Below are 15,637 nucleotides of genomic sequence, written 5' to 3' on the forward strand. Positions count from 1 at the left end.
ACCGCGCCTCCCGTCCTTCCATGGGTCAGCGCCGGATGGGCGAGACCGGGATCGTGTCGAGGGTGAAGACCGGCATCGACGCGGTGACAGGGGCCGGTTCGACCGCCGGGGGGATCACGACGCCGGCTGCGGCGAGACGCGCTTCCGTCTCGACAGAGGAGACCGGCTCACCGACCGTGGCGTACGTCCCGATGGGGACCACGGAGTGGACGACCTGGTTGCCGTACACGTGCATCAGGTTGAACGACTGCGCGCCGTCACGCCCGCGGGTACCACGCTGGAACTCGTTGAGGTCCTGCGTGTAGCACGTGGCGCTGGCCACCGAGACGGGGATCCCGGCGAACACGGCGCTGGTCGAGTAGTGCAGGTGCCCGGCGATGATCGAGATGACGTCGCTCCCCTCGACCACCTCGGCGAGGGCCGCCTGGTCGCGGAGCTCGACGAGGACGGTCAGGTCCTGCACGCTCGGGACGGGCGGGTGGTGCATCGCGAGGATCGTGCCGTGCGGCGCGGGCTCGGACAGGACCTCGGCCAGCCAGTCCAGCTGCTCGGGGGAGACCTCGCCGTGGTGGTGGCCCGGCACGCTCGTGTCGAGCGTGATGACGCGGAGTCCGTTGACGTCGTAGACGAAGTCGACGGGACGGTCGGTCGGCTGGAGCCCGAAGAGCTCTTGGCGGAACGCACCGCGCTCGTCGTGGTTGCCCATCGCCCAGATCACCTGGGCACCGATGCGTTCTGCAGCGGGCTCGATGATCGCGCGGACACGGGTGTACGCGCCGGGTTCGCCCTTGTCGGCGACGTCGCCGGTGACGACGATCGCTTCGGGTCGGGCACCTGACGCCTCGATCTCGGCGATGATCTGACCGAGACGTTCCGCCGAGTCGACCGCCCCGTACAGGGGACCGTCGCCGGCGAGGAGGTGGGTGTCGCTGAGGTGGAGCAGGAAGTGGTTCGGCCTGGGGTGTTCGGCCGTCCGGGCGTCCATCGGGTCTCTTCTTCCGTTGGCAGCGAGTGCGTGGTGCAACACGATGCCACACCGACTTCGACGATTCCAACACCGCGGTGTGAACGCCCCGTGAACTGGGGCGGCGTGTCCGATGTCCGCGGGATGACGCGATCGCTGAGGCGAAACGCAACGCCCCCGACCACGGAGTGGACGAGGGCGTTGCGTTTCTTGCCGAGGAATGTCACTTACTTCGTGCCGGCTCCGACCTGCGGGGCCTGGTGGGTCCCTTCGAGGTCAGGACCGTGGTGCGCGGCGTGCGCAGCCTCGAGCTCCGACTTCGACACCGGCTCGATGCGGTCCTCGAAGAAGAAGCGGGACACGCGCGCCCGGGCCTTCTGCATGGAGCTGATGCGACCACGAGCGTCGGGACGGATCATCAGCGGCTTGTAGTCGTTGAACTCCAGCAGGCGCCACCGCTCGTACTCGTCGAGCTGCTCGTGTACCTCGATGAACTCACCGTGCGGCAGGCGCACGATGCGGCCCGACTCGTACCCGTGCAGGACGATCTCGCGGTCCTTCTTCTGCAGGGCGAGGCACACCCGCTTCGTGATCCAGAACGCCACGAACGGACCGAGGACCGTCGCCGCCTGGAGCACGTGGATCACGTGGTTGATCGAGACCATGAAGTGCGTCGCGATGAGGTCGGAGGACGCCGCCGTGAACAGCGCACCGTACAGCGTGATGCCGGCGACACCGAGGGCAGTGCGGGTCGGGGCGTTGCGCGGACGGTCGGCGATGTGGTGCTCGCGCTTGTCGCCGGTGACCCACGCCTCGATGAACGGGTAGACGAAGATCGCGACGACCAGGCCACCCAGGACCGCGATCGGGACGAGGATGTTGAACGACACCGTGTACCCGAACCAGACGACCTCCCAGTGCGGCGGCACCAGACGGAGCGCGCCGTCCGCGAAGCCGATGTACCAGTCGGGCTGGGTTCCGGCGGACACAGGGGAGGGGTCGTACGGGCCGTAGTTCCAGATCGGGTTGATCGTGAACAGCGACGCGATGGCGGCGAGGATGCCGGCGACGATGAAGAAGAACCCGCCACCCTTCGCGGCGAACGCCGGGAGGATCGGAACGCCGACGACGTTCTCGTTCGTCTTGCCCGGACCCGCGTACTGCGTGTGCTTGTTGACGACGACGAGCACGAGGTGCACGCCGAGCACCGCGACCAGGATCGCCGGCAGCAGCAGGATGTGGAGCGTGTACAGGCGGCCGACGATGTCGGTGCCCGGGAACTCACCACCGAACAACAGGTAGGCGATCCAGACGCCGATCACCGGGATGCCCTCGATCATGCCGACGATGATGCGGAGACCGTTGCCGGAGAGCAGGTCGTCGGGGAGCGAGTAGCCGGTGAAGCCCTCGGCCATGGCGAGGATCCAGAGCACGAAGCCGAAGACCCAGTTGAGCTCACGCGGCTTGCGGAACGCGCCGGTGAAGAAGACGCGCGCCATGTGCAGCATGACCGAGGCCACGAACAGCAGTGCGGCCCAGTGGTGGATCTGTCGGACGAACAGCCCGCCGCGGATCTGGAACGAGATGTCCAGCGTCGACTGCAGGGCAACCGACATCTCGACGCCCTTCATCGGGACGTACGGACCGTTGTAGACGACCTCGGTCATCGACGCCTGGTAGAAGAACGTCAGGAAGGTCCCCGAGAGCAGGACGACGACGAAGCTGTAGAGCGCGACCTCGCCGAGCATGAAGCTCCAGTGGTCGGGGAAGATCTTGCGCCCGACCTCCTTCACCAGTCCGGAGAGGCTCGTGCGCTCGTCGATGTAGTTCGCGGTGTAGTTGATCAGCCGCGACCCACGGTCAGGAGTCGGCTTGTTCGACGACTCGGTGTTGGGGGTGGTTGTCGTTGTGCTGCTCATGAGCGGGCACGCTCCCAGAAGGACGGGCCGACCGGCTCGTGGAAGTCGCTCTGTGCGACCAGGTAGCCGTCGTCATCGACCGAGATCGGAAGTTGGGGGAGGGGGCGGGCCGCCGGTCCGAAGATGACCTCGCAGTTGTTCGAGACATCGAAGGTGGACTGGTGGCACGGGCACAGCAGGTGGTGCGTCTGCTGCTCGTAGAGCGCGACCGGGCAGCCGACGTGGGTGCAGATCTTGGAGTACGCGACGATGCCGTCGTAGCCCCAGTTCTCCTGGCCCTTGCCGGGGTTGAGGTCCTTCGGGTCCAGGCGCATCAGGAGGACGGCGGCCTTCGCCTTCTCCTCGAGCATGTGCTCGGAGTCGAGCATGCCCTCGGGGATGACGTGGAACACCGATCCGATGGTGACGTCGGACGCCTTGATCGGCAGACCCGTCGGGTCCTTGGTCAGGCGCAGGCCCGACTTCCAGAAGGTGTGACGGAGCAGCTCGTTCGGGTCTTCCTTCGGCGCGAGGTCGCGCACCAGGACGATGCCGGGGAGGGGGAACGCGACGAGGGCACCGATGAGGGAGTTTCGGATCAGCTTGCGACGGCTGAAGCCGGATTCCTTGTCGGCGAGCTGGAAGGCCTCGACCGCCTTGGCACGGGTCTCGTCCGAGCCGCGCGTGGTGTGGCGCATCTCGGTGAGCTCGCGGTCGGAGACCAGGGTCTTCGACCAGTACACGGCGCCGATGCCCAGCGCGAGCAGCGCGAGCGTGATCGAGAGCCCGAGGAAGAGGTTCGCCGAGCGGACGGACCCGAAGTCGTCCGCGTCGATCGGGAAGGCGATGTACGCCGCGATCGACAGGACGCTGCCGATGATCGACAGGTAGAAGAACGTGGCGACCTGACGCTCGGCCAGGCGCTGCTTCTTCGGGTCGACGTCGGTGCGCCGAGCGCGGTGCGGCGGCTCACCCGGGTTCTCGAACCGCTCCGCCGGCAGGACAGCGGTCCCGGCCGGCTGCGTCGCGCCGTGCTTCTCGACAGCCGAGGACGAGTTCAGCGCCTCGTCATCGTGCTCTGCCATGGTGTTCCCTTCAGTGTCGTGCGACACGGACGATCAGTTCTGCTTCGCGGTCAGCCAGACGGTCATCGCGACGACCGCGCCGAGCCCGAAGATCCAGATGAACAGACCCTCGGCGACCGGGCCGATGTCACCCAGGCCGAAGCCACCGGGCGACCGGTTGTCCTGCACGTACTTGAGGTACGTGATGATGTCGGCCTTCTGGTCCGGCGTGAGGTTCAGGTCGTTGAAGACCGGCATGTTCTGCGGGCCGGTCAGCATGGCCTCGTAGATGTGCTTGCCCGAGACGTCGCGCAGGTTCGGCGCGTACTTGCCCTCGGTCAGGGCACCACCGGCGCCGGCGACGTTGTGGCACATGGCGCAGTTGATGCGGAACAGCTCCGCGCCTTCTGCGGCGTCGCCCTCGGAGCCGTTCGTCAGCTCCTTGCCCGGGACCGACGGGCCGGGGCCGAGCGAGGCGACGTAGGCGGCCATCGCGTCGACCTGCTGGTCGGTGAACTGCTCCGGCTTCTCTTCACCCTGCGGGCCCTGCGCGGCGAGGGGCATGCGGCCCGTACCGACCTGGAAGTCCACCGACGCGGCGCCGACACCGATGAGGGACGGGCCCTCGCTCGTGCCCTGCGCCGACAGCCCGTGGCAGGTGGCGCAGTTCGACGCGAAGAGCTTCTCGCCCTCGTTCACCTGGGACTGGCTCGACTCGGCGACGGTGCTCGACGTGCTGTCCTCGGCGTTGGCCGAGGTGCTGAAGAGCGCGTACGCGCCGCCCGTCGTCATGAGCGCGACGGCGAGGAGGGACACGGTCGCCAGGGGGGAGCGACGGCCCTTCTTGTTCTGCTTCGTTGTGTTGAACATGCTGTGGGGCTGCCTGATTCTCACTTGAGGAGGTAGATGACGGCGAAGAGACCGATCCACACGACGTCGACGAAGTGCCAGTAGTAGGACACGACGATCGCGGTGGTGGCTTCCTTGTGCCCGAAGTTCTTCGCGGCGAACCCACGGCCGAGCGTGAGGAGGAAGGCGATGAGGCCACCGGTCACGTGCAGGCCGTGGAAGCCGGTGGTCATGTAGAACGCGGAGCCGTAGGCGCTCGAGGAGAGCGTCATGCCCTCGTGCCAGAGGTTGGCGTACTCGAAGATCTGCCCACAGACGAAGATCGCGCCCATGCAGTAGGTGACGAAGAACCACTCCGTCATGCCCCAGTCCTTGGGGTTCCAGCTGGTGCGGTGCACCTGGAACCGCTCGGCGGCGAAGACGGCGAACTGGCAGGCGAAGCTCGACAGCACCAGGATGATGGTGTTCACCGACGCGAACGGCACCTCGAGCTTGGCGGTCTCGGTCGCCCAGAGCTCGGGAGAGGTGCTGCGCAGCGTGAAGTAGATCGCGAACAGGCCGGCGAAGAACATGACCTCGCTGCCCAGCCACACGATCGTCCCCACGGCAACGGGGTTCGGCCTGTTCAGGACCGGACCGCTGACGGATCTGGAGAGAGGGGTGCTTGTCACGTCCTCCATTATGGCGGAATCCACCGACAGTGTTTTCGCAGGCAACTGGCGGGTCTTCGAGAATCAGTACGATCGAGCCATGTCTGACGCTCTCTCCTGGCCTGCGGTGATCAGCGCGCTCATGGCGCGCGAGGACCTCTCGATCAGGCAGTCCACATGGGCCATGGAGCAGATCGTCCAGGGTCGGGCCACCGACGCCCAGATCGCCGCGTTCGCCGTGGCGCTCCGCGCGAAGGGCGAGACGGTCGACGAGGTCGTCGGGTTCCGCGACGCGATCCTCGACGCCGCGGTCCCGCTCGACGTCGACCCGATGGCCCTCGACATCGTCGGGACCGGCGGCGACGTCGTCGGCACGGTGAACGTCTCGACCATGGCCGCCGTCGTCATCGCGGCCGCGGGCGTCCCCGTGGTCAAGCACGGGAACCGCGCGAGCTCGTCGAAGTCCGGCTCGAGCGACGTGCTCGCCGCACTGGGCCTCGACCTGACCATGGACGCCGCGCGTGTCGCCGAGACCTTCCAGCGTGTCGGTCTGACCTTCGCCTTCGCGAGCGCGTTCCACCCCGGATTCGCCAACGCAGCCGCGGTCCGGCGGGAGATCGGGGTCCCGACGGTGTTCAACTTCCTCGGGCCCCTGGTCAACCCGGCGCGCTGCGAAGCGAACGCGGTGGGCGTGGCACAACTCGACCTCGTGCCGATCATCACGGGCGTGTTCCAGACGCGTGGGGCGACGGCGCTCGTGTTCCGCGGTGACGACGGGCTCGACGAGCTCACCACGACCGGGCACAGCCACATCTGGCAGGTCTCCGGCGGTCGCGTCACCGAACACGACCTCGACCCGCGCGACCTCGGCATCGCCCGTGCGCGCACCGAGGACCTGCTCGGCGGCGAGCCGGCGGAGAACGCGGCCATCGTCCGCCGGGTGTTCGCGGGGGAGTCCGGGCCCGTCCGGGACATCGTCCTGCTGAACGCGGCGGCGGGTCTGGTCGCCTTCCGGCTGGCGCAGGACCCGGACGAGGTCGACCGTCCGATCCTGCAGCGGTTCCGCGAGCAGCTCGTGGTCGCAGCGGACTCGATCGACTCCGGCGCCGCGACGCGCAAACTGGACGAGTGGGTGGGCGTGGCGCCCGCCGCCGTCTGACCCGAACCGCCCGCGGTCACCCTCGACGGACGCTGGGACCCGGTCCCGACGCAGCGCGGACGCGACGACGGGAGGCCCGCACCGGTCCGTGGAACCGGTACGGGCCTCCCGTCCGTGTCAGGCGATCCGCGTCAGCGGACGTCCTCGTCGACCCAGTCGAAGGTCTTCGTGACGGCCTTCTTCCAGAGGCGGAGGGTGCGCTCGCGCTCGGCGGCGTCGAGCTGCGGCTCCCAGCGCTTGTCCTCCTGCCAGTTGGCACGGAGCTCGTCGAGGTTCGCCCAGAACCCGACCGCGAGACCGGCGGCGTAGGCGGCACCGAGGGCCGTCGTCTCGGCGACCACGGGCCGGACGACCGGCACGTCCAGGATGTCGGCCTGGAACTGCATGAGGGCGTCGTTCGCGGTCATGCCACCGTCGACCTTGAGCTCGGTGAGCTCGACACCCGAGTCGGCGTTGACAGCGTCGAGGACCTCGCGGGTCTGCAGCGCCGTCGCCTCGAGGGCGGCACGCGCGATGTGGCCCTTGTTGACGAAGCGGGTCAGGCCGACGAGGGCGCCGCGGGCGTCCGGGCGCCAGTACGGCGCGAACAGCCCGGAGAAGGCCGGGACGAAGTACACGCCACCGTTGTCCTCGACGGTCGTGGCGAGCGTCTCGACCTCCGGCGCGCTGCCGATGATGCCCAGGTTGTCGCGGAGCCACTGGATGAGCGAGCCCGTGACGGCGATCGATCCCTCGAGCGCGTAGTGCGTCTCCTGGTCGCCGAGCTTGTAGCCGACGGTGGTGAGCAGCCCGTTCTCGGAGCGGACGATGTCGGTTCCGGTGTTGAAGATGAGGAAATTACCGGTGCCGTAGGTGTTCTTCGACTCGCCCTGGTCGAACGCGGCCTGCCCGAAGGTGGCGGCCTGCTGGTCGCCGAGGATGCCGGCGATCGGGACCTCGCGGAGCAGGCTCGAGGACTCGACGTGGCCGTACACCTCGGAGGAGCTGACGATCTCCGGCAGCATCGACTTCGGCACACCGAAGTCGCCGAGGATGTCGTCGCGCCACTGCAGGGTCTCGAGGTCCATGAACAGCGTGCGGGACGCGTTCGTGACGTCGGTCTTGTGGACACCGCCGTCGGTGCCACCGGTCAGGTTCCAGAGGACCCAGGTGTCGGTCGTGCCGAAGAGCAGGTCGCCGGCCTCGGCCTTCTCGCGTGCACCCTCGACGTTCTCGAGGATCCAGGCGATCTTCGTGCCCGAGAAGTAGGTCGCGAGCGGGAGTCCGACGATCGCCTTGTAGCGGTCGGTGTCGCCGTCGGCGAGCTTGTCGACGATGGCCTGCGTGCGGGTGTCCTGCCAGACGATGGCGTTGTAGACGGCCTTGCCGGTGGTCTTGTCCCAGACGACCGCGGTCTCGCGCTGGTTCGTGATGCCGACCGCCGCGACGTCGTGGCGGGTGATGTCGGCGCGCGACAGGGCCTGACCGATGACCTCACGGGTGTTGTCCCAGATCTCCGCCGGGTCGTGCTCGACCCAGCCCGCACGCGGGAAGATCTGCTCGTGTTCCTTCTGCCCGACGGAGACGATCGAACCGGAGTGGTCGAAGACGATCGCTCGCGTGCTGGTGGTTCCCTGGTCGATGGCGACGATGTAGTCGGCCATTGGTGCTCCTTACGACGGTGTTCGGTGCTGCGGCCGGGCCGGGTCGACCCGGCCGCGAGGGTGGTGCAGGTGGTGGGGAGCGCGTCGGACGCGCTGGTGGTGCGGGGGTTCCCTGCGGCGCTAGGACACCATCGGGAGGAGCGCGCCGGAGACGACGGCGGCGAGGGCACCACCGACGAGCGGGCCGACGACCGGGACCCAGGCGTAGGACCAGTCACTCGTGCCCTTGCCCTTGATCGGCAGGATGGCGTGCGCGATGCGCGGGCCGAGGTCACGGGCCGGGTTGATCGCGTAGCCGGTCGGGCCACCGAGCGAGACACCGATCGCGATGACGAGGAAGGCGACGGGGATCGCGCCGAGCTCGGCCGGGGTCTGGCCGTTCGTGAACGCGATGACGACGAAGACGAGGACGAACGTGCCGATGATCTCCGTGACGACGTTCCAGCCGTAGCTGCGGATCGCCGGACCGGTGGAGAAGACGCCGAGCTTGGCGGCGGCGTCGGGCTCGGCGTCGAAGTGCTGCTTGTAGGCGAGCCAGACGATCACGGCACCGATGACCGCACCGATGAGCTGGGCGAGCCAGTAGAGGAACATCTCGCCGACCGTGATGTTGCCGAGGATCGCCTGCGCGAGGCTGACCGCGGGGTTCAGCTGGCCGCCCGACTTGTAGGAGACCGTGACACCGGCGAAGACCGCGAAGCCCCAACCGATCGTGACCATCAGGAAGCCGGCCCCGAAGCCCTTGGACTTGGTGAGCGAGACCGCGGCGACGACACCGCCACCCAGGATGATGAGCATCGCCGTCCCGACGAGCTCAGACATGAAATTGACGCCGATGCCGTCCATCGGTACCTCCGATTAGCTGTGTTCGGGGGCCCGGCCTGAGCACCGGCACTCCCCGTCGAGTGATTGAGCCCGAGCATAGTGCTGGGCGTTTGCCCGATGTGGGGGACAGCGAGGCTGCTGCCGCGAAAGTGAGAGGACGTGCACGCACCCTGGTCACCCGGGTCCGCGCGGAGCAGCGACGGGGCCCCGCACCGTGAACGGATGTGCACCGGAACGGCACGGGTGCGCGGCCGTGCCCCTGGTGCGCGCACCTCCCGGCGGTACAGTGAGCCGACTCCGGACGACGTCGGCGGTGGACGGCTGCGGACCGGTCTCTCACCCGTGTCACACCGTGGAGGCGCAGCATGAAGAAGCTCATCAACGACCCGCAGGCCGTGGTCATCGAGACCGTCCGCGGGTTCGCCCTCGCCCACTCCGAGCACGTCGAGCTCGTGGAGGACCCGGTCCACGTGGTCCGACGCGACGCCCCCGTCCGCGGCAAGGTGGGCATCGTGAGCGGCGGCGGCAGCGGGCACGAACCGCTGCACGCCGGTTTCGTCGGACCCGGCATGCTCGACGCCGCCGTCCCGGGCCCGGTCTTCACGAGCCCGACCCCGGACCCGATCGTCGCCGCCACCAAGGCGGTGGACGGGGGAGCAGGCGTGCTGCACATCGTGAAGAACTACACCGGGGACGTCCTCAACTTCGAGACCGCGGCCGAACTCACCGCCATGGAGGACATCCGCGTCGAGAGCGTCGTGGTCGACGACGACGTCGCCGTCCAGGACTCGCTGTTCACGGCGGGCCGACGCGGCGTCGCCGGCACCGTGGTCGTCGAGAAGTGCGCGGGCGCGGCGGCCGAGCGCGGTGACGACCTGGACGCCGTCACCGCCGTGGCCCGGCACGTCAACGAGGTCACGCGCTCGATGGGCCTCGCGTTCGCCTCCGGCACCGTCCCGCACGCCGGTGAGCCGTCGTTCACCCTGGCCGACGACGAGGTCGAGCTCGGCATCGGCATCCACGGCGAGCCCGGACGCGAACGGATCGCGATGGCACCCGCGGACGAGCTCGTCGACCGGGTCCTCGAGCCGATCCTCACCGACCTCGCCGCTCCGGCCGGCTCGCGGCTGCTCTTGTTCGTCAACGGGATGGGCGGCACCCCGCAGTCCGAGCTCTACATCGCCTACCGGCGCGCCGCGGAGGTGCTCACGGATCGCGGCCACGAGGTCGCGCGTAGCTTGGTCGGCAACTACGTCACCTCCCTCGAGATGCAGGGGTTCTCGATCACCGTCACGGTGCTCGACGACGACCTGATCGCCCTCTGGGACGCTCCGGTCGAGACCCCGGCACTGCGCTGGGGTCGCTGACACCGGGACCGCACGACACCACCAGCACGACGACACCGCTCACGACGCCGACCTGCTCGGCCGCACGAAGGGACACACCTTGTCGCTCGACACCGCATGGGCCATCGACTGGGTCCGCCGCACCGCCGCCACGATCGACCAGCACCGAGCGGAGCTCGTCACGCTGGACCGCGAGATCGGTGACGGTGACCACGGCGAGAACCTCGACCGTGGGTTCCGCGCGGTCGTCGAGTCGCTCGACACCGCAGCCCCGGAGACACCGGGGGCGGTGTTCAAGCTCGTCGCGACGAAGCTCATCTCGACCGTCGGCGGTGCCGCCGGTCCGCTGTTCGGCACCGCGTACCTCAAGGCGGCCCAGGCAGCCGGGGACGCGGCCGAACTCGACGCGGACACCCTGGTGGCCGTGCTCACGGCGGCCCGCGACGGCGTGGTCTCCCGTGGCAAGGCCGAGGTCGGCGACAAGACGATGGTGGACGCTTGGACGCCGGCCGTCGACGCCGCCGCAGCATCGGCAGCCGCGGGGGAGACGCCCGAGCAGGTCCTGGCCGCCGCCGCCGACGCCGCGGCCACCGGCGCCGAGTCGACCGACGCCCTCGTCGCGCGGAAGGGCCGCGCGAGCTACCTCGGCGAGCGTGCCGTCGGGCACCGCGACCCCGGCGCCCAGTCGAGCGCCTACGTCCTGCGCGCCGCGGTGGACGCGGCATGAGCGTCGGGATCCTGGTCGTCTCGCACAGTGCCGCCGTCGCGCAGGGCACGGTCGACATCGCCCGGCAGATGGCCGGTGACGTCCGGCTCGTCGCGGCGGGCGGCACCGACGACGGCGGGATCGGCACCTCGTTCGAGGCGATCTCGGCCGGGATCGAGGAACTCGCCGCCGCCGACGCCGTCGTGGTCCTGTGCGACCTCGGCTCCGCCTACCTGACGACCGACACGGCCCTCGACTTCCTGGACGAAGACCTCCGGGCACGCGTGCACGTCTCCGACGCGCCGCTGGTGGAGGGGACCGTGGCCGCGGCCGTCGCAGCGCAGACCGGTGGTGACGTCACGGCCGTGCTCGATGCGGCGTCGACCGCCGGTGGTACCGGGACGGCTGGTCCTGCCGACCGCACCGACGCGGCGGGCGGCGGGGGAGCCTCCCGGCCGGGAGGCGCGGGACAGGCCGCCGACAGCGGCGACGCGGACGGGGCGGTCGCCACCGCCACCGCCACCGCCGAGCTCGTCAACGAGTCCGGCCTGCACGCGCGCCCCGCCGCCGAGTTCGTGAAGGCGGCCGCTCGGCACGAAGCCGTGGTCCGGGTGAACGGCGTCGACGCGAAGAGTCTCCTCGCGATCATGGCGCTCGCGCTGCCGAAGGGGGCCTCGGTCACGGTCGAGGCGTCCGGGGCGGACGCGCAGGACGCGGTCGACGAACTCGTCGCGCTCGTCCGCTCGGGCTTCGGCGAGTAGCCCCGACCGGCCGGTGCGGCGGCAGGACCGGCCGGTGCGGCGGCAAGACCGGGCGGTGCGGCGGCAGGGCGGGCCGGTCAGTCGCTCGTGACGACGGACTGCAGTCCGGTGACGCGCAGCAGGTCGAGCCGCGACGCGTCCTCGCTGCCGGGCACGACCGTGTAGACGACGATCCGCAGGTCGCTGCCCGGCACCGAGAGCGTGTCGCAGTCGACCTCGATCGGGCCGACCGGCGTCCGCAGGGTCTTCCGGCTCGTCCGGTGCTCGGCGATCCGGGCCTCGCCCCAGCGGCGCTCGAACTCCGGGCTCGTCGCGCGGAGGTCCCGGACGAGTTCGGCGAGGCGCCGGTCGTCCGGGTACCGCCCGAGCGCACCGCGCAGGTCGGCTGCCAGGTCGGATGCGAAGGCCTCGCCGTGCTCGTCGTCGAAGTCGACGCCCTCGTGGCCGTCGGTGAAGAACTGCCAGACGAGGTTCGCCGACCGCCCCTGCCACCGGTCGCCGTCACCGGATGCCGCGGCCCAGAGGTCGTTCCGGTACAGCAGGTCGTGGCTCGCGGTGAAGACGGCGAGCGGCACGTCGGTCAGCCGGTCGACGATCCGCTGCACGCCGGGAGTGATGTGCCGTGGAACGACGCCGCGTGACGGGGGAGCTGCCCCGGCGACGCGGAACAGGTGGTCGCGCTCCTGCTCGGTCAGCCGGAGCGCGGTGGCCAGCGCGGAGAGGAGCTGCGGCGACGGGTTCAGTGCCCGCCCCTGCTCGAGCCGTACGACGTAGTCGACGCTGACACCGGCGAGTGCCGCGAGCTCCTCGCGCCGGAGGCCCGCCGCCCGCCGCCCCGGACCGGCGGGCAGACCGACCTCAGCCGGGCTCACCCGGTCCCGCCAGGACCGCAGGACGTCGGAGAACTCGCTCATGCGTCCATCCTCGCGCGGATCGGCGACCCGACCGTGGTACTCGTAGTCCTCCTGTCGGCCAAGCAGCACGTCGAGGGGTGCCTGGGGGAGCGGATCGGCAGCGCGCAGGATGGACCCATGACCACCACACTCATCACCGGGGCGAACCGCAGCCTCGGCCTCGAGACCGCCCGCCGCCTCATCGAAGCCGGCCACACCGTGATCGCCGGCGTCCGCGACCCCGACGACGCCGACGCCGTCCGTTCCCTCGGTGCCTCCGTCGTCCAGCTCGACGTCACCGACCAGGCGAGCGTCGACGCGGCGTTCGCGTCCATCCCTGCCCTCGACGTCCTCGTCAACAACGCCGGGATCAGCGGCACCTCGTACGGGGTCGACGACCTGACCGCCGAGGCGATGACGGCCGTCCTCGAGGCGAACGTCACCGGCATCGTCCGCGTCACCCAGGCCGCCCTGCCGCTGCTCCGCGCGTCCGAACACCCCGTCGTCGTCAACGTCGCCTCCGGCGTCGGCTGGCCGCGGTTCCTCAGCACGCCCGGCCACGACGAGTTCCCGGTGCCGATGATCCCGTACGCGGCCTCGAAGGCTGCCGTCATCGCCCTGACCGTGCAGTACGCGAAGAACCTGCCGACGTTCCGCGTCAACGTCAGCGACCCGGGCTACACGGCGACCGACTTCAACGGTCACTCCGGGCACCAGACGGTCACCGAGGGCACCGACGCGACCGTCGCGCTGGCGCTCGTCGGTCCGGACGGCCCGACGGGGGAGTTCCACAACCGGCACGGGCGCATCGACTACTGACGTCGACGCTGGGCTGGACGGACGGGAGGCGCGTGGCGGGCTCGACCGCGCGCCTCCCGTCCGTTGTCGGTCCAGCGGGACGTGTCGGACCGGACGGCGGCCTCAGCCGCCCCAGTGGGTCGGCCGCTGGAAGCCGTCGTCGAGCCGGGTGTCAGCGTCACCTCGTGCCGCGTTCACCTGCATCTGCGTGAGGAAGACCGCCCCGCGGAGGTCCGCACCGGACAGGTCGGCGTCCCGGAGGTCGGCACCGATGCACTCACACGAGCGGAGCTCCGCGCCGGTGAGGTCGGCCCCGATGAGCAGCGCGCCGCGGAGGCTCGCGCCCCGCAGGTCCGCCCGCCGCAGGTCGGCGCCCACCAGGTCGGCGCCCACCAGGTCGGCGCCGGGGCCGACCCGGAGGCGGCCGACGCGACGCTCGTCAGCCCGGGTGTCGCGGCTGTCCCCGCCGCGGACCAGGGCCCGCGCGTTCCGGCTCGCCGCGAGCAACAGCGGTCGTGCGGCGTCGTACTCCGCGTCGACGTCGATGCCGAGGATCGTGTCCGGGTCGGCGTCACTGAGCGCACGGACGCGCTCGAAGTCCCGTGTCAGCCGTTCGGCGTCCGTGTCGGCAGGGGTGATCGTGATGGCCTCGTCGAGGTACCGGAGCAGTTCGTGCAGCCGCCGCACGACCGGGAACGCCGCGAACATCGCCTGGCGGGTGGCGTCGTCGTCCCGCCAGGACCGACCCGCGAAGGTGTGGCGAGAAACCTTCTGCCCGGCGCCGGAGCAGTCGAAGACCGTGCAGCCGCGGAACCCCTCGGCCCGGAGGCGCGGATGGATCGTGCAGGCGTCGGCGCCGTCGAGGTTCGTGCACGGGTCGCCGGCGGGTTTGTCGACGGGGAAGTCGACGGACCGGGTGAAGGCCAGCGCGACGCAGCAGAGGCCGAAGCAGTTCGCGCAGTCGGCACCGAGGTCCTCGCGGCGGCCGAGGGTCACCCGGGTGCGTGTCGTCATCAGGGTCGAGGCTCCACAGCGACGTGAGCGGCGCCGTCCGCGGTGGTCAGCGCCGCGTCCGGAGCGCGTTCGTCGCCCAGAGCGCGACGGCGATCAGCACGGGCTGGAAGAGGAGTCGGACGAACCGCTTCGTGTCGGTGTCCAGCCCGAAGCCGTCCCGGTGGTGCAGCCACTGCGCGACGTTGCCGGGGAAGACGGCGGTGAAGAAGACCGCGGCCACCCAGCCGACGGTCGCCTGCCGGCGGACGAGCAGCATGAGCGCGGCGCCGAGGGAGATCTCCGCCACGCCGGACGCCAGGACGGTGACGTCCGGGTCGAGCGGCACGAACTCCGGGACCTGCGCCCGGAACTCCTGGCGGGCGACGGTGAGGTGACTGATGCCCGCCCACGTCATGGCCGCACCGAGCAGGATGCGGACGACCGTGCGAGGCGCGGTGGAGTGGACGGGACGGCGGCGGTCGATCTCTCGGTCAGTCATGTTGTGCACAACCTAACACGCAGCTCCGAACGGCAGGGGAGCCGAGGGAGGCGAATCCGTCACGCCTCGCGCCTCAGTCGGTCTGAGCTGACATAATATGCATTATCGGCGCGCGGTCACCAGCAACCCGAGTGCGGCACAATCTCCGCATGAGCACCGGAACGCCCGACCAGAAGCCCGCCGTCCTGTTCGTCTGCGTGCACAACGCCGGACGGTCGCAGATGGCCGCGGGGTTCCTGCGCGCGATCGCCGGTGACCGCATCGACGTCTTCTCCGCCGGGTCCGAGCCGGCGGACCAGGTGAACCAGGTCGCCGTCGCCGCCATGCACGAGGTCGGCATCGACATCGTCGGTCAGACGCCGGCGATCCTGACGACCGACGCGGTCCGGAACGCCGACGTCGTCATCACCATGGGCTGCGGAGACGCGTGTCCGGTGTTCCCCGGCAAACGCTACGAGGACTGGGAGCTCAGCGACCCGGCCGGCCTGCCGATCGAGGACGTCCGACCGATCCGCGACGACGTCCGCGGACGCGTCGAACGCCTGGTGGCGACGCTCGTCTGAGCGCCGCTGCCAGGCGTCCGCGGGTG

General features: G+C 70.0%; 16 protein-coding genes. 6 read left to right on the top strand and 10 right to left on the bottom strand.

The window, feature by feature from the left end; translation table 11 throughout:
* Positions 1-25 precede the first annotated feature (25 nt).
* The 5 genes from DEJ34_RS08030 to ctaE form a co-directional block, all read right to left on the bottom strand.
* Entirely contained in the window at positions 26-985 is a 960-nt protein-coding gene (locus DEJ34_RS08030) for a phosphodiesterase (protein WP_110824946.1), read from the bottom strand.
* Positions 986-1,191: 206 nt separating this feature from the next.
* On the bottom strand, positions 1,192-2,883 hold the full coding sequence (gene qcrB / locus DEJ34_RS08035; protein WP_110889818.1) for a cytochrome bc1 complex cytochrome b subunit: 1,692 nt from the start codon (positions 2,881-2,883) through the stop codon (positions 1,192-1,194).
* Complete coding sequence (gene qcrA / locus DEJ34_RS08040) at positions 2,880-3,947, bottom strand: cytochrome bc1 complex Rieske iron-sulfur subunit (RefSeq protein WP_110824948.1); 1,068 nt, start codon at positions 3,945-3,947, stop codon at positions 2,880-2,882. The genes qcrB and qcrA overlap by 4 nt, the downstream gene beginning before the upstream one ends.
* Positions 3,948-3,980: 33 nt before the next feature.
* Entirely contained in the window at positions 3,981-4,796 is an 816-nt protein-coding gene (gene qcrC, locus DEJ34_RS08045) for a cytochrome bc1 complex diheme cytochrome c subunit (protein WP_110824949.1), read from the bottom strand.
* 20 nt (positions 4,797-4,816) lie between these two features.
* Positions 4,817-5,455 (bottom strand): aa3-type cytochrome oxidase subunit III, encoded by a 639-nt coding sequence (gene ctaE / locus DEJ34_RS08050; RefSeq protein ID WP_110824950.1) that lies wholly within the window; start codon positions 5,453-5,455, stop codon positions 4,817-4,819.
* A 70-nt stretch (positions 5,456-5,525) separates the two neighbouring features.
* Here ctaE and trpD point away from each other — a divergent pair, with 70 nt between their 5' ends.
* Positions 5,526-6,584, top strand: a complete 1,059-nt coding sequence (gene trpD / locus DEJ34_RS08055; protein ID WP_110824951.1) for an anthranilate phosphoribosyltransferase — start codon at positions 5,526-5,528, stop codon at positions 6,582-6,584.
* A gap of 131 nt (positions 6,585-6,715) precedes the next feature.
* Here trpD and glpK read toward each other — a convergent pair whose 3' ends face one another.
* The gene (glpK, locus tag DEJ34_RS08060) at positions 6,716-8,227 is read right to left on the bottom strand and encodes a glycerol kinase GlpK (RefSeq protein WP_110889820.1); all 1,512 of its coding nucleotides are present in this window, start codon (positions 8,225-8,227) and stop codon (positions 6,716-6,718) included.
* A gap of 120 nt (positions 8,228-8,347) precedes the next feature.
* Positions 8,348-9,073: an MIP/aquaporin family protein gene (locus DEJ34_RS08065; RefSeq protein ID WP_110824953.1), complete on the bottom strand. Its 726-nt coding sequence runs from the start codon at positions 9,071-9,073 to the stop codon at positions 8,348-8,350.
* Between the two features lie 344 nt (positions 9,074-9,417).
* On the opposite strand from DEJ34_RS08065, the gene dhaK reads away from it, so the two are divergent.
* From dhaK to dhaM, 3 genes are all read left to right on the top strand, one after another.
* Positions 9,418-10,419: a dihydroxyacetone kinase subunit DhaK gene (gene dhaK, locus DEJ34_RS08070; protein WP_110910867.1), complete on the top strand. Its 1,002-nt coding sequence runs from the start codon at positions 9,418-9,420 to the stop codon at positions 10,417-10,419.
* A 79-nt stretch (positions 10,420-10,498) separates the two neighbouring features.
* Entirely contained in the window at positions 10,499-11,125 is a 627-nt protein-coding gene (gene dhaL / locus DEJ34_RS08075; protein ID WP_110889822.1) for a dihydroxyacetone kinase subunit DhaL, read from the top strand.
* Positions 11,122-11,865 (top strand): dihydroxyacetone kinase phosphoryl donor subunit DhaM, encoded by a 744-nt coding sequence (gene dhaM / locus DEJ34_RS08080; RefSeq protein WP_110824956.1) that lies wholly within the window; start codon positions 11,122-11,124, stop codon positions 11,863-11,865. Before dhaL ends, dhaM begins: the two co-directional genes overlap by 4 nt.
* A gap of 77 nt (positions 11,866-11,942) precedes the next feature.
* Here the strand turns inward: dhaM and DEJ34_RS08085 are convergent, their stop codons facing one another.
* Entirely contained in the window at positions 11,943-12,779 is an 837-nt protein-coding gene (locus DEJ34_RS08085; protein ID WP_110910866.1) for a helix-turn-helix transcriptional regulator, read from the bottom strand.
* A gap of 117 nt (positions 12,780-12,896) precedes the next feature.
* On the opposite strand from DEJ34_RS08085, the gene DEJ34_RS08090 reads away from it, so the two are divergent.
* The gene (locus DEJ34_RS08090; protein WP_110910865.1) at positions 12,897-13,577 is read left to right on the top strand and encodes an SDR family NAD(P)-dependent oxidoreductase; all 681 of its coding nucleotides are present in this window, start codon (positions 12,897-12,899) and stop codon (positions 13,575-13,577) included.
* A 102-nt stretch (positions 13,578-13,679) separates the two neighbouring features.
* Here the strand turns inward: DEJ34_RS08090 and DEJ34_RS08095 are convergent, their stop codons facing one another.
* A complete protein-coding gene (locus DEJ34_RS08095; protein WP_110910864.1) occupies positions 13,680-14,570 on the bottom strand; it encodes a pentapeptide repeat-containing protein in 891 nt (296 codons plus the stop codon).
* 46 nt (positions 14,571-14,616) lie between these two features.
* Positions 14,617-15,048, bottom strand: a complete 432-nt coding sequence (locus DEJ34_RS08100; RefSeq protein WP_110910886.1) for a DoxX family protein — start codon at positions 15,046-15,048, stop codon at positions 14,617-14,619.
* Positions 15,049-15,197: 149 nt separating this feature from the next.
* Here DEJ34_RS08100 and DEJ34_RS08105 point away from each other — a divergent pair, with 149 nt between their 5' ends.
* On the top strand, positions 15,198-15,611 hold the full coding sequence (locus DEJ34_RS08105) for an arsenate reductase ArsC (protein WP_110910863.1): 414 nt from the start codon (positions 15,198-15,200) through the stop codon (positions 15,609-15,611).
* The last annotated feature ends 26 nt before the right edge of the window (positions 15,612-15,637 follow it).

The sequence above is a fragment of the Curtobacterium sp. MCPF17_050 genome, from assembly GCF_003224435.2.
GTDB lineage: Bacteria > Actinomycetota > Actinomycetes > Actinomycetales > Microbacteriaceae > Curtobacterium.